Source organism: Kaistella antarctica, from assembly GCF_900109615.1.
Lineage (GTDB): Bacteria > Bacteroidota > Bacteroidia > Flavobacteriales > Weeksellaceae > Kaistella > Kaistella antarctica.
Genome location: NZ_FOIX01000004.1, coordinates 492,970 through 508,302, shown reverse-complemented (window position 1 = coordinate 508,302; position 15,333 = coordinate 492,970). Strand labels below are relative to the sequence as shown.

The window sequence follows — 15,333 nt, the reverse complement described above, 5'->3', positions numbered from 1 at the left end:
CATTTGGAGAAGAATAGTTTTTTTCAGCATAGATTTCTAATATTTATTCTGACGTGTTTTTCGTTTGCATTCAGTTTTGCACAAGAGAAACCCGCCGATAGTTCATCAGTGCGCAAAGATTTTTCTTTGCCAAACCCGATGCGCTACGATGCCTTTTATGATGTGTCGAGCGGAATGTATATTCTCTATCCTAAAATTGGGAACACCGTTGTAGGGAATCCTATTTCCATGACTTCTTCGGAATACAATGCATATATGCTCAACAAAGAATTGAGCGCGTACTATAAAGAAAAAGCTTCAAACAATGCTTTGGGTTACCGGAAAGATCAAACCGAAGCCATCAAAAAAGGCTTACTTCCTACGGTTAATATTAAAAATAAAATATTCGAATCTATTTTCGGAGGTAATAAAATTGAAATTATACCACAAGGTTTCGCCTCTTTCGATATTGGTGGATTGTACCAGAAAATCGATAATCCTTTAATTTTACCACAAAACAGAACCAATTTTGCCATTGATATTCAACAGAGAATTCAAATGGGATTACTGGGGAAAGTAGGCGAGAACCTGCAACTGAAAGCCAACTACGATACCCAAAGTGGATTCGCTTTTGAAAACCGAATGAACTTAGTTTGGCAAGCAAAAGGAACTTGGAAGGATTTACAGTCTAAAGGTTTGAACGACAAAACCACCGGCGGCGAAGATAAAATTATTAAAAGAGTAGAATTCGGAAATGTGAATATGCCGCTTTCTACCAATTTAATTAGAGGTTCAGAATCTTTGTTTGGTTTGAAAACCGAATTTCAGTTAGGGAAGACTTATGGAACTTTAGTGTTTTCTCAACAACAGGGTGAAGCCCGAACCATCGTTGCACAGGGCGGTGGAGTCATGAATAGTTTTAAATTAAATGCGATTGATTACGAAGATAATCAACATTATTATTTAGATCATTATTTCTTAAACAACTACGATAAGGCACTTTTAAATTATCCGCAGATCAATTCCCGAATCAGTATTACCAGAATTGAAGCTTGGGTTTTAGATCAAGGTTCTGGCAATCTTCAAGATCAAAAAGGGATTTTAGGAATTCGTGATTTGGGTGAAGGGATTTCTGGTTATCCTGATAATACGCAAAATGGTCTTTATCAAAATATAGCCACCGCAATTGGAACCCCCAGAAATTCCGGAACTGATTATGGAAATGTCATTAAAGGGCAATTATTCCCAAATGCCAATGGTTCACCTGAAGCCTATACCGATGGCGAACAATATATTTTCAACCGAAAAGCGCGTAAGTTAAATCAAAACGAATTTACATTCAATCCGCAATTGGGTTACATGTCTCTTAATCAAAGATTAAATGACAACCAACTTCTATCGGTTGCTTATAGTTTTACGTTGAATGGTGATAACAAGGTTTATAAAGTCGGTGAGTTTTCAGAAGAAAGTCCCGTCTTAATTACCAAAGTTTTGAAACCAAACAGTACGGTACGAACAACTTCTCCAATGTGGGATTTGATGATGAAGAATATTTATCCCTTAAATACCAACCAGATTAATCCAGACGGATTTTTATTAAATGTCTATTACCGTGATCCTCAAAACGGTGGAAAAGTAAACTACTTACCAACTACCGTTAACAATCCAGCAACACAGACTAATCCCAATCTTTTAAAATTATTCAACTGGGATCGGTTGAATATGAATAACGATTTACAGCAAGGAAACGGAGAAACTGGCGACGGAATTTTTGACTTTGTTCCCGGAATTACCGTTGATCCTGAAAATGGAAAAGTAATTTTTACCAAGGCCAAACCGTTCGGCGCTTTTTTACAAAATGCTTTAGGAACGAGTGATCCGAAATTCGTGTTTAATGAATTATACGATCAACAGAAACAGGTCGCGTCTCAAAGTAATCTGGCTTTGCGCTACACCATGGAAGGCCGCTATAAAGGAACTCAGGGAACTGGGATTTCGCTTGGTGCCATTAACGTTCCGCAAGGATCGGTGAAGGTTTCTGCCAATGGCGTTCAATTAACGGAAGGCGTTGATTATACGGTAGATTACATGTTGGGCTCGGTGAATATCATTAATGAAACCGTGAAACAGTCAGGACAAGCCATTAATATTTCCCTCGAAAATCAATTGACTTTTAATACGCAGCGAAAAAGATTTTTAGGGTTGAACTTAGAAAGAAAATTCAATGAACACCTTACCGTTGGTGCAACCGTTGTTAATTACGCCGAAACACCTTTAACACAAAAAGTAAACTTTGGGCAGGAAGCCGTGAATAATACTATGGCTGGTTTCAATATTTTATACAATAATGAATTGCCTTTCTTAACGAGATTAACCGATAAAATTCCATTTGTAAATACCGAAGCTCCATCTAATTTGAGCTTTATGGCTGAAGGCGCTTATTTAATTCCAGGACAAAATAAAGGAATCGGCGACCAATCTTACATTGACGATTTTGAACAGACCACTTCCAAGATTTCCTTGAAAGAACCTGCCATGTGGAGTTTAGCTTCAAAACCAGAAAGAAATCCTGAATCCTTTTTCTTAAATGGAACGCTGACCGATAATCTTGCTTCTGGAAACGGAAGAGGATTATTGTCCTGGTACAATATCGACCCAAGATTTTACGGAATTGGTGGAAAAGCACCAAATGGAATTAATGCTGCGGCGGTTTCCAAACACGCTTCACGACGAGTTCAAACTTCTGAACTCTACAACAGTAGAGATTTTGTGGCGGGCGAACAATTATACACGAACACTTTTGACCTTACTTATTTCCCGAATGAAAGAGGTCCTTATAACGTTAATAAAAACTTTGAAACTACCCAAGAAAGATGGGCTGGTTTAATGAGACCGATCTCGGTTTCTAACTTTGTCAATTCAAATATTGAGTACGTAGAATTCTGGATGATGGATCCTTATGCCGATGGGAATCCGCTAGGAGCAAATCCAAAATTACTTTTGCATTTAGGGAATGTCTCCGAAGATGTTCTTAAAGATGGTAAGTTAATGTACGAAAACGGAATGCCGACGGCGAGCGCTCCTGCAAATACTACGACCACTAATTGGGGCGTTCAGCCAAGTCAGTTTCCTGTCCTTTACGCTTTCTCCTCGGAAAATGAAGATAGAACAGCGCAGGATTTAGGCTACGATGGATTAGATGCTCAAGGAGAATCGGCGAGATTTGGAACTGATTTTGTGAATCCAGTGACCAATGTTTCCGACCCTGCTTCTGATGATTTCGTATTTTATTTATCAGATAAATTCCAAGGAAATCAGGCATCGTCTTTAACAGAAAGATATAAGTATTTCCGCGGCCCAGAAGGGAATTCCCAAAGTAATACGCTGGAAGTTGCCACACAAACTCCTGATGCGGAAGATATCAACCGCGATTATAATCTGGATCAAAATGAAGATTATAATCAATATACCATTGACCTTACTCCAAGTAAAATGGTCCTGGGGCAAAATAATATTGTCGATGTAAAAGAAGTGGAAGCGAAATTCCAAAATGGACAAACGGGCACGAATAAATGGTATTTATTCCGGGTTCCTGTGGCGCAGTACGATCCTTCAATTCTAGGTGGGTTAGCAGATGCTTCTATTTTAAATAATGTTCGGTATGCTAGAATGTTGCTAACAGGATTTGATCAAGCAGCAACGATTCGTTTTGGGACTTTAGATTTAGTTCGCAGCGACTGGAGAAAATATACTAAGAACATTGCAACCAATATTGCAGATACCGATGAAGGAACGAATTTCGTAACCGATCAAAATTTAGATGTGGGAAGCGTAAACTTAGAAGAGAACGGTTTGAACCAACCTCCATACGTTCTTCCTCCAGGAATTGATCGTCAGGTTTTGAGTGGAAATGCTGGAGCGCAAAGACAAAATGAAGCGTCATTGTATATGAAAGCAGCGCCGTTAGAGAAAAATTCTTCTCGTGGAGTTTTCAAAAATGTGGCTTTAGATATGCGTCGTTACAAGAACTTAGAATTATTCGTTCACGCTGAAGATCTGAAAGATGTTGCATCTACAAAGTATGATGATGATGCGAAATTCTTTATCCGTTTCGGAAGCGATGCAACCGATAACTACTATGAATACGAAGCGTCATTAAAATATACGTCAAAAAACGCAAGATCACCGCTAGAAATTTGGCCATCCGAAAACACGGTCAATTTGGCGATTCAGAATTTTGTGGATGCGAAAATTAGAAGAGATAAAGATTTCCCAACAGGTATAGAACTTCGCCGTGAAGATGTGGAGTACGGTACGCTTGATCCTAGTAAAAAGATTTTTATTAAAGGTCGCCCAAGTTTAGGAAACGTCACCACGATTATGTTGGGAGTTCGAAATAAAAACTCACTCATTAGCAAAGAAATCGTTTTATGGGTGAATGAGATTCGCCTATCTGAAATCGAAAATAAAGGTGGTTACGCCGGAAATGCCAGCGTCAACTTTAACCTGGGAGATTTTGCTTTGGTGAATGCCAACGCCTCTTATTCAACAATTGGTTTTGGTGGAATTACGGAGAAACCTTCCGAAAGATCACAGGCAACTCAGTCTGCGTATAGCATTAACACTACCGTGAATGTTGATAAATTCTTACCGGAAAAAGTTGGTTTAAAAATTCCTGTCAACTATTCGTATACCCAAACCATTGAAGATCCGAAATACAATCCACTGGATAATGATGTTACTTTTGAGGAAGCTCCGAACCGGGAAGAACTGAAAAAGGTCGCCAGAACTTACACGCAGCAACGAAGTTTAGGTGTGGTGAATATGCGAAAAGATCGAATGAATCCGAACCGAAAAGCCAAATTCTACGATGTAGAAAACTTGTCGGTCACTGCGATTTATAACGACGATTATTACCGAGATGTTTACACCAAAAAAGATTACAGACAATATCTGAAAGGGTATGTTGATTATAACTATTCTTTCAAACCGTATGTTATTCGTCCATTCAATAAAATGGTGAGCGACACGGCGAAATCTTATAAATATTTAAGATGGTTGAAAGAAGTCAACTTTAATCCAGTTCCGACCAGATTATCATTTAGAACAGAAATCGATCGTAATTATAATGAATTAGAGTTTAGAAATATCGACGCTATTCTTGGTGGAAATGCAGGTCAGGAGTTTGATGTCATTAGAAACAGGAACTTCTACTTCGGTTGGCAATATGGATTAGGATTCAATTTCACCAAATCTTTGAAGTTGGAAATTAATTCTTCCATGCGAACTTTAAATGATAATTTGAGTGTGTATGATATGAACAACAAATCGATTTTCGCGGATCCTTTCCGAGCTGGTCGACCAGTTTTATACAATCATCGTGTTCAGTTGAATTACCGATTCCCATTTGAATATTTGCCTTATTTAGATTTTATTAATGCTGAGGTAGGTTACGGCTTTAATTATAACTGGAATGCTCGAAGTACCGTATTGACCAGTTTTGTAAACCCAGAAACCAATACTCCAGAAAGTTTAGGAAGCATCGGTCAAAACACCAATAATATCATCGCGACTTCAACCGTTGATGTTCCGAAATTCTTTGGTAAGTTTAAATATTTCCAGAAAATTAATACCACCATGCAAAAGCGTAAACAAGAAGTTGATTCCCTCAACAATGTTTACAATTTGGCTTGGCAAAAAACGACTAATAATAAAAGTAAGAAGAAAGGTTTCAAGAGTTATAAATTCAAAAATAAATTGAATCCAATGCAAAGCGTCGCGTATGCATTAACCTCAATTAAACAATTGGATATCACGTATAATGAAAATAATGGAACCGTTTTACCAGGCTTACTTTCTGCACCAAACTGGTTTGGTTACGGGCAAACTTTGGGTGGACCGACTTATGGTTTCCTCTTAGGTTCCCAAGCAGATATCAGAAGAACGGTCATTGAAAATGGTTGGATTTCTAACTCGAATTACATGAACGATCCGTACATCCAGATGAAGAATCAAAACTTCTTGGCGAATGTTCAGATCATGCCGGTGAATGAATTTAGGATTGATATTAACTTCATGAAAAATTACACCAGCAATTTTACGCAGGGTGGTTATAATGTTGATGCCGATTCTAATGCTGCCAATGGATTCCAGTTCTCCTTTGGAACCGACATGGTCACCTATTCCAGGACAGCCTGGACATTTGGGACTACTTTTGTAGATGGCAGAACGATTTATGATAACATTATTGCAAATGCAAAAACAATTTCGCAGCAAATGCCAGGAGTCGTCAACGCCGATGGCTACGTTGAGGGCTATTCCTTAGCAAATGCTTACGTTTTGATTCCGGCTTTTCAGGCAGCAGTGGAAGGAAAATCTCCTAATGGAGCCATCACCGATGCGAAAAAATCTGGCTTCCCGTTACCAAATTGGCGCGTGATCTATTCAGGTTTGAAAAATATTCCTTTGGTGAATAGTCAATTCTCTAAATTTGATATTCTTCACGGTTATACGTCAACCTATACCGCATCGGGAATTCAGTCGAGTGTTGATTTTTATAATAAAGAGAATAATGCTACTGCACCGAAAGTTGACGCTTTTGGCGATTTGTATAATCCTTATACTTTTTCTCAAGTCGGTTACGTAGAAGCTTTCGCGCCACTTATTGGCGCTGATGTTACTATGCGTAATAATATGCAGTTCCGGGCTCAGTATAACATCGATAGACTGTTCATGCTAGGTTTGGTTAACCATACGTTAACAGAAGATAGTGGTAAAGAATATATTGTAGGATTCGGCTATATCTTGAAAGATTTGAAGATGAAACTGAACTTCAAAGGAAAAGAAAGAACCATTAAAAGTGATTTAAATATTCGTGGTGATTTCTCCTTAAGAGACAGCCAAACCAGAATCACCAATATTTTACAAGACGATTCGCAGGTAACTGGTGGGCAAAGAATGATGAGTTTCAAACTATCTGCAGATTATAATATGTCGCAGAACTTCAACGTAAGATTCTTCTATGATCAGTTGATGACGAAATATAAAATCTCAACTGCCTTCCCACTTTCAACAGTTCGCGCAGGTTTAACAGCCACGTTTACTTTCGGCGGAACGGGCGGTTTCTAAGCAGTTTTTAAATAAGTTAAACTCAGAATTTCGATTCTGAGTTTTATGTTTACAGTGTTTTTACATTAAAGTATTCTTTGCTAGTGGAGTGTTGTCACAACCGTATTTTTATTAAGCTATTTTGTTTTGTGACTTTGCTTTAAAATAGAATTATCCAATATTGGATATTTAACAATTTCCAATTTAAGATTTTTACAACCTCACGAAAACAAAAATTAAATCCTTAATTTTGTTTTATATATTAAACCTATGAATGAAAATTTAGATAACGATGACGATGTATTCACTGGGAAGGAACATACTCCTTTGCGACCCGATGCTTTTGAAAAATCTCCCGCAGAAAAAATAGAAATTATCCAGAAACATTTTCACGAAATCATGGAAACTTTGGGGATGGATATGACTGATGATTCGCTTAAAGATTCACCAAAGCGTGTGGCTAAAATGTACGTAAATGAAATTTTCGGCGGATTACTCCCAGAAAATACACCACGAATTTCAACCTTTTCAAACAAATATAAATACCGCCAGATGTTGGTGGAAAAAGACATTACTGTTTACTCATTTTGCGAACATCACTTTCTGCCAATTATTGGTAGAGCGCATGTCGCCTACATTTCAAACGGTGAAGTAATTGGACTTTCGAAAATCAACAGAGTAGTTGATTATTACGCAAAACGCCCACAAGTTCAAGAGCGTTTAACGATGCAAATTGTAGAAGCTTTAAAAGGCGCACTCGGGACGAATGATGTTGCCTGCATCATCGAAGCAAAACATCTTTGCGTCAATTGTCGCGGGATAAAAGACACTGCGAGTTCCACCACGACAGCCGAACTTAGCGGCCTTTTCAGAACCAATCCAATTACGCGACAAGAATTCTTACATTATGTAGGAAGTCGCTCTAGTTTGGAATAAAATAAAGTCTTATGAATCGGAAAGATTTTATGATACTATTTTATAATAAATATTTGAAAGTACTTTTGTTTCTGATTATTACTATAATTGTAGTTCTAAATTTCACAGAATTAGTTAAGGTATCTAAATTTTTAGGCTCTTTATTAATTTTAATAATAATTATATTTTTCTTAGCAGGAACATTTATATTCTTATTAAATGAAATTAGTCAATTAATACCGATTAAAATAAGGTCTTTCTTTTATTCCATTCGGACTTATTTGGAAAAATTTAAATTTATTTTTCCTATTTTATTAATCTCATTTCTAATTTATTTCTGGCAAAATAAAACAATTGTTGAAAACTTACTTTTAAGTGGAATTATTCTCTTTTTCAGTTATGATATTTATTTCAAAAAAAAAAATCATAAAATTTAATATGAGAACTGCAATTGTTTACAATTATTAATCATCTATTAATCATCAATTAAATGAAACTTAAGATATACAATTCGCTCTCGGGCGAAAAAGAAATATTCACCCCAATTCATGACAACAGCATTGGAATGTACGTTTGTGGACCAACCGTTTACAGCAATGTGCATTTGGGTAATGTTCGAACCTTCATGTCTTTTGATTTTATTTACCGCTCTTTAGTTCACTTGGGTTACAAAGTTCGCTACGTTCGGAATATTACTGACGCCGGACATTTAACTGATGATGGTGATGTAAACAATGATCGTTTCGTTAAACAATCCCGTTTGGAGAAATTGGAGCCGATGGAAATCGTTCAGAAATATACCGTCGATTTTCATAAAGTTTTAGAAGTATTTAATTTGCTTCCTCCAACCATTGAACCAACCGCCACCGGTCATATCTTAGAACAGATTGAATTAACTCAAAAATTAATTGACAAAGGTTTTGCATATGAAAGTAATGGATCGGTTTATTTTGATGTTTTAGAATATAATAGCCGTGGTTTAAATTATGGTGAACTTTCCCGCCGGAATATTGACGAACTTTTTGCCAATACCAGAGATTTAGATGGTCAAAGTGAAAAGAAAAATGCGCCTGATTTCGCGCTTTGGAAATCTGCTTCTCCGGCCCATATTATGCGTTGGAATTCTCCGTGGGGCGAAGGTTTTCCAGGGTGGCATTTAGAATGTACCGCCATGTCTACCAAATATTTAGGCGAACGATTCGATATTCACGGTGGTGGCATGGATTTGAAATTTCCGCATCACGAATGTGAAGTTGCCCAGGGAAAAGCATGTAACGGTGTCGCTCCCGTCAATTACTGGATGCACGCCAATATGCTCACCATGAACGGGCAGCGAATGAGTAAATCCACTGGAAATTATATTCTACCGATGGAACTCGTTTCTGGAAGTAATGACTTTTTTGAAAAAGCTTTTCATCCCACGATTGTGCGTTTCAATTTTATGCAGGCGCATTACAGAAGCGTTTTAGATATATCTAATGACGCCATGGTTGCTAGTGAAAAAGGATTCCAGCGTTTGATGGAAGCCATGAAAATATTATTTAATAATGATTTTCCAAATTCTGATGTTTCAAGTTTTGATGTTGGGACGTGGAAAGAAAAGTGCTATTCTGCTTTAACTGATGATTTCAATTCTCCCATTCTAATCGCTCATCTTTTTGAGGCAGTGAATTTTATCTTTAAATTAAAGGATAATAAAGAAACCATTACTGAAAATGATTTAAAGGATTTAAAAGTCTTGCTTAATGACTTCGTTTTTGATGTTCTGGGTTTACAAGACATTGAAGAAAATAATAATGAGAAATTAGACCAGACTTTACAGGTCTTAATCGACTTAAGAAACCAAGCCCGCCAATCCAAAAACTTTGAACTTTCTGACCAAATTCGCGATCGTCTGCTCGCCGAAGGAATTGAGCTGAAAGATGGCAGAGAAGGAACGAGTTACTCAATTTCGTAGTGAATTTTATTACTAACATAATTTAAACAGTTAACCTTTCGATTATTCGGAAGGTTTTTACTTTGTAGAAACACATTTCCCTTATATCTAATGATTTATCGCATGTTTGTGGGTTGGTGACGTAAGTGATTGATCTGATAGCTATAAGCTCATTATGGCAAAAGATAAACTATCCAGTTCCTTACCTGAATCCAGCGAAAATTCCTTAAATTGCAATCATTAAAGAATAACTATTATGAAACTATATCTTAATATTAATTTCCGGACGAAAGTCGGTGAGAATGTGCAAGTTTGCGTTTTTGAAGACGGAACTGTTGAAAAAGTTCATGCCTTAAAATATACCGATAACGGAAACTGGATTGCAGAAGTTGATTATTTCTCGAAATCAATTTCTTACAAATATCAGCTGGTGAATGAGCAAGGGTTTATTCTTGATGAAGAGTTTTCTTTGCATCAACTAAATTTCCCACACAACTACGATGAATTTGTCATCCACGATTTCTGGAATGCCAAAAATTTCCCGGAAAATTATCTCAATAATAAAATTTTAAAAAACAAACTTCGCGGTTTCAAACCGGAGAAAGTTTCCGTCTTGAAAAAACACACGCATCTTTTCAGATTAGAAGCTCCTATCTATAATCCGAACTGGAAGATGGTTGTTTTAGGAAATTGTGGGGCTTTGGGGAACTGGCAATATTTAAATACCGTTCCCATGTCTCAAACTGATTTTGGAATTTGGGAGGCTGCCGTTGAACTTCCAAACAATCAGATGATTCAGTACAAATATGGATTGATGAAGATTGATTCTGGAGAAGTTTTCGATGTTGAGTATGGTGATAATCGCTGGGCGCTTCCAAATGCTGAGAAAAATGTACTTCAAATAAAAGCGGATCACTTTTTCAAATTCAAATCTTTCGAAATGTATCACGCCGCCGGAGTTGCTGTTCCTGTTTTTGCGTTAAGAACAGAAAATGGTTTTGGTGTTGGTGAATTTCCTGACTTGAAAAATCTAGCTGATTGGGCAGCGAAAACAAACCTTTCGGTTTTGCAGATTCTTCCTATTAACGATACAACGGCCAATTATACCTGGACGGATTCCTATCCTTACGCTGCGATTTCGGTTTATGCACTTCACCCGCAATATTTATCGATTGAAAAACTGGAATATTCGTTATCAAAAGATTTTCTTGAAGAATTCAATACTGAAAAAGCCGAGTTGAATGATTTAAGTTTGATTGATTACGAAAAAATGATTGCCGGAAAATGGAAATACATTAAAGCAATTTTTGAAACCAATAAAGATCAAATTTTAAAGAATCGAAACTTTAAAAAATTTATTAAAGAAAATGAAGAATGGTTGCTTCCCTATTCAGCGTTTTGTGTGTTGAGAGATAAGTACAAAACGCCCAACTTTAATGATTGGAAAACGCATAAAAAATATATTGCCGGAAAGATTGCTCCGTTCTTTACGGCGAAAAGTAAAGATTATGAAATGTCCATGCTTCATGCTTGGGTTCAATATCAACTTCATTTACAATTAAAAGACGCGATTGATTATACGCACGATTTAGGAATTTCGGTGAAAGGAGATTTGCCAATTGGAATTTATAGGTATTCGGTAGAAGCCTGGACAGAACCTGAATTATTTGGAATGGATTTTCAAGCAGGAGCACCACCAGATCAGTTCACCGATTTAGGTCAGAATTGGGAATTCCCGACTTATAACTGGGAAGCCATGAAAGAAGATGGTTACCGTTGGTGGAAAAACCGTTTCAAAGCGTTGGAGCAATATTTCGATGCCATGCGGATTGATCACATTCTTGGTTTCTTTAGAATTTGGAGAATGCCGATGAGTTCGACGCAGGGAATTCTTGGTTATTTTTATCCAGCGATTCCAGTAAGATTAGAAGAGTTTGAAGCGAGAGGAATTTATTTTGATAACGATCGATATTGCAAACCTTTTATTAATGATCAAATCCTGTGGGATTATTTCGGGGAAGAAAGAGATACAATTCATAATCAATTTATGAATAATCATTTTGATGGGACGTATTCTTTTAAAGAAGAGTTTGATACTCAAAGAAAATTAGCCGATTATTTTAAAGCCAATCCGCAAGGTTGGGCAGAAGATAAGTTGATATCATTGGCGGCAAATGTTCTTTTCCTGGAAGAGGAAGTAGCTGGGGAGGATTCAGTTTATCACCCAAGATTTAATATTGAAAAGACAGATTCTTACAGGTATTTGAATGAGGATGAGAAAAGAAAATTGTCAGAATTGTATGTTGATTATTTCTTCAAAAGACAAGATGGTTTGTGGTATCAAAAAGCTATGGAAAAACTTCCGGTAATTTTAAATGCTACGGATATGCTAATTTGTGGTGAAGATTTAGGCTTGGTTCCAGAATCTGTTCCACAAGTCATGGATCGTTTAGGAATTACGGCCTTGAAAGTTCAAAGAATGCCATCGGATAATATTGCCTGGTATGATCCGAAACACGCCGGTTATATGAATGTCGTTACTGCGAGTTCGCACGACAGCTCTACCCTGCGACAGTGGTGGCACGAAGATCGTGATGTGAGTTATCGCTATTTTCAGCAGCAGCTTGGTCAGTCTGGAACGGCGCCATGGGATTTAGAACCGCAGTTGGCAGAAATGATTATGAAGCAACACCTTTATAATGATGCTATGTTGGCGATTTTTCCAATCCAGGAATTTTTAGCGACCGATAGAGAATTAACCAATCCAAATATGGATGACGAAAGAATTAATAATCCAGCAGAATTTCCACATTATTGGAGATATAGGATGCATTTAAATGTGGAGGAATTATTAAACCATGAAGAATTTAATCAGAAAATCGCACATTGGGTTTCGGATTCAAATAGAATTTGAAAATAATTTTTAAAAACTTTTACTAGATTTAAAGAAATTAATAAAAAATTTTAGATACTGATAATCAGTGGAGTAAATAAGAAGTTAAGACTTAGGTTTTAACTTCTTTTTGTTTTAACTATCAAAAGAATAGTCCTCGCCAGAAATGAATGAAAATATCTCATCTATTTGCGAGTTCAGTTAAAAATTTGGCACGTTATTTCGATAATAGTTAAATAATTAACCAAACAAAGAAAATTATAATGAAAAAAATACTACTTGGTTTCTCAGTGTTTTTAATGGCATTGGTCTCCGCCCAAAATTATCCAGATTATTCTCAAAATAATAATAACTACGGAAATGGAAATTATTATGGAGATGCTGATGATCAGTTTTACTTTCCAGATGATTACTACTACGAATATCCTTCTGATTACTACAGCAACGATTTATACAGAGGTTATTACGATGATTATCGCCAAAGTATTTACGATGTAAATTGGAATCGTTTTTTTGCCTCACACCGATTGTCTCCATGGCAAGTGCAGCAAATCATGATGTTGAATGACAGTTTCTCTTCTTACTCTGCCTGGAACTCGGCTTACCGATATAATCCGGACAGATGGTATTACGACCGATTTTATGCGATGCAAAGGATTTTAGGACCAAACTTATTTATTGTATTTCAAAATAATTATTACAACGGATATAATCCAGTGATTTACTATCAAAATTATAATAGAAATCATTATGCGAGAAATATCTACGTAATCCCTCGATATAGACAGACGAATATTAATGTTTATAGAGTAAATAAAGTTCAGTATCACCAGACGAATCCGAGACAGAATATAGGTTTCAATGAAACGCAACGAACTGGACAAACTGTAAATAACAATGGATCTCGTGACAATGGATTTAGGAATGACGGTCTGAAAACAGACAATACCTCAAGAAGTAATTCTATCAGATCCAGTAATGACAGTCAAAGAAGTAATACGATGAGAACTGAAAGTAGCAATACTAGAAACAACAGTATAAGAACTCAGTCGCAAGCTCCCACAGTTAATGGAGGTTTTAGAAATGATACAGGAAGTAGAAATGAGAGTTTGCGTACCACGGCACCTGCCAGAAAAGTAGAAAGTGCGCCGAGAAATAGCACAAGACAAAACACTGAATCCAGAACGCCAAGTTCTAGTTCAAGAAACTCGGGTCAAAGTTTTACCACCCGATAATTTTAGATTTTAATGTTAATAATGATGGAGAGCAGTTTTATAAAAAAGACTGCTCTTTTTTTGATTAGAGCAAAACAGTTTTCCCTTTAATAATCGACGCTTAGAAGAATTTGATTTAACAAAACTTTATGACTGAGGGTTTTAACTATCAAGCGGGATAAGTATCAAATAGGCAGATGATCATTAACCATATAAAATATTACGCAATGAAAAAATTAGTTTTAGGTGCAGCGTTCTTAACATTAGGAACTTTTGCAATGGCGCAACAAAATCAAAGAATGCAGAAAATGGATCCCGCGAAAATGGAGCAGAGACAAGCTGATCATATGAAGCAGATGAAGATGGATTTAAATCTAACTGACGCGCAAGTCATTAAGATCAAAGCTTTGCAAGATAAAAGAATGTCGGAAAGACAACAAAACGCCCCTCAAATACAAGCCGAAAGAAAAGCGAGAATGGAAATGATGCAGGCCAAACGCACCCAACACGATGTTGAAATGAAACAAATCTTAACTCCTGAGCAGTACCAAAATTGGAAAAAAAATATGCAGCAAAAAATGCAGAAGAGACAACCAGTAATGAAAGGTTAAAATGATGCAGATGAAAAAAACGACATAATCAGTTCATAATTTTATTTTTTTAATGTTAAGCGGAATGTAAGTTCCGCTTTTTTATGTCCTAATTTTAATTATATTTGTTTTAAAGACAATAAAAATATGATTAGTACGAAAATAGCAGGTTTGCTCAATAGCCAAATAACAGATGAACAATTTGCAGCACAATATTATTTATCAATGTCAGCTTGGTTTTCTGCTAGAGATTTAGATGGAATTGCTAATTACTTCCGCATTCAAAGCAAAGAAGAATTAATGCATGCCGATAAAATGTTTGATTTTTTAAACGATGTAGGTGCAGATATCAGAATGGGTGCTATAGAGCAACCGCCACATGAATTTGCAAATGCGATCGATATATTCGAAAAAGCCTTAGCACACGAAAAATTAGTAACAAGAGGTATTTTCAATATTCTTAAAAACTCTAATGATGAAGGTGATTTTGCGACCGTTTCATTTTTGCAATGGTTTGTCAACGAACAGGTCGAGGAAGAAGCGAATGCCTCGCAATTACTCACCAAAATTAAAATGGTTTCCGAAAATCCATCTGCTCTCTATCTTTTCGATCAGGAATTGGCACAGCGGGTTTTAGTTCCGTTAGCGGCGAATTAAATTTTAGGAGTAAATAAATACATTCTGCTCTAAAAAAACCTG

The 15,333-nt window shown here is 36.5% G+C and carries 7 protein-coding genes; all 7 read left to right on the top strand.

The features are described 5' to 3' along the window. Nucleotides 1–3 precede the first annotated feature (3 nt). On the top strand, nucleotides 4–7,107 hold the full coding sequence (gene sov, locus BMX49_RS13890) for a T9SS outer membrane translocon Sov/SprA (protein WP_034719127.1): 7,104 nt from the start codon (nucleotides 4–6) through the stop codon (nucleotides 7,105–7,107). 249 nt (nucleotides 7,108–7,356) lie between these two features. Continuing rightward, nucleotides 7,357–8,022: a GTP cyclohydrolase I FolE gene (folE, locus tag BMX49_RS13885; RefSeq protein ID WP_034719129.1), complete on the top strand. Its 666-nt coding sequence runs from the start codon at nucleotides 7,357–7,359 to the stop codon at nucleotides 8,020–8,022. A 469-nt stretch (nucleotides 8,023–8,491) separates the two neighbouring features. Further along, nucleotides 8,492–9,958: a cysteine--tRNA ligase gene (cysS, locus tag BMX49_RS13875; RefSeq protein WP_034719135.1), complete on the top strand. Its 1,467-nt coding sequence runs from the start codon at nucleotides 8,492–8,494 to the stop codon at nucleotides 9,956–9,958. 235 nt (nucleotides 9,959–10,193) lie between these two features. After that, entirely contained in the window at nucleotides 10,194–12,851 is a 2,658-nt protein-coding gene (locus BMX49_RS13870; RefSeq protein ID WP_081864359.1) for a 4-alpha-glucanotransferase, read from the top strand. Between the two features lie 242 nt (nucleotides 12,852–13,093). Further along, nucleotides 13,094–14,065 carry a hypothetical protein gene (locus BMX49_RS13865; protein ID WP_074726744.1) on the top strand — a complete coding sequence of 324 codons (972 nt, stop codon included), beginning with the start codon at nucleotides 13,094–13,096 and terminating at the stop codon, nucleotides 14,063–14,065. 206 nt (nucleotides 14,066–14,271) lie between these two features. Then, nucleotides 14,272–14,655: a DUF4890 domain-containing protein gene (locus BMX49_RS13860; RefSeq protein WP_074726747.1), complete on the top strand. Its 384-nt coding sequence runs from the start codon at nucleotides 14,272–14,274 to the stop codon at nucleotides 14,653–14,655. A gap of 126 nt (nucleotides 14,656–14,781) precedes the next feature. Then, nucleotides 14,782–15,291 (top strand): ferritin, encoded by a 510-nt coding sequence (locus tag BMX49_RS13855; RefSeq protein ID WP_034719140.1) that lies wholly within the window; start codon nucleotides 14,782–14,784, stop codon nucleotides 15,289–15,291. Nucleotides 15,292–15,333 lie beyond the last annotated feature (42 nt).

Excerpts from the sequence above, each read along its gene's own strand:
- folE (WP_034719129.1), top strand. The coding sequence starts at position 7,357 with ATGAATGAAAATTTAGATAACGATGACGATGTATTCACTGGGAAGGAA.
- cysS (WP_034719135.1), top strand. The coding sequence starts at position 8,492 with ATGAAACTTAAGATATACAATTCGCTCTCGGGCGAAAAAGAAATATTC.
- BMX49_RS13870 (WP_081864359.1), top strand. The coding sequence starts at position 10,194 with ATGAAACTATATCTTAATATTAATTTCCGGACGAAAGTCGGTGAGAAT.
- BMX49_RS13865 (WP_074726744.1), top strand. The coding sequence starts at position 13,094 with ATGAAAAAAATACTACTTGGTTTCTCAGTGTTTTTAATGGCATTGGTC.
- BMX49_RS13860 (WP_074726747.1), top strand. The coding sequence starts at position 14,272 with ATGAAAAAATTAGTTTTAGGTGCAGCGTTCTTAACATTAGGAACTTTT.
- BMX49_RS13855 (WP_034719140.1), top strand. The coding sequence starts at position 14,782 with ATGATTAGTACGAAAATAGCAGGTTTGCTCAATAGCCAAATAACAGAT.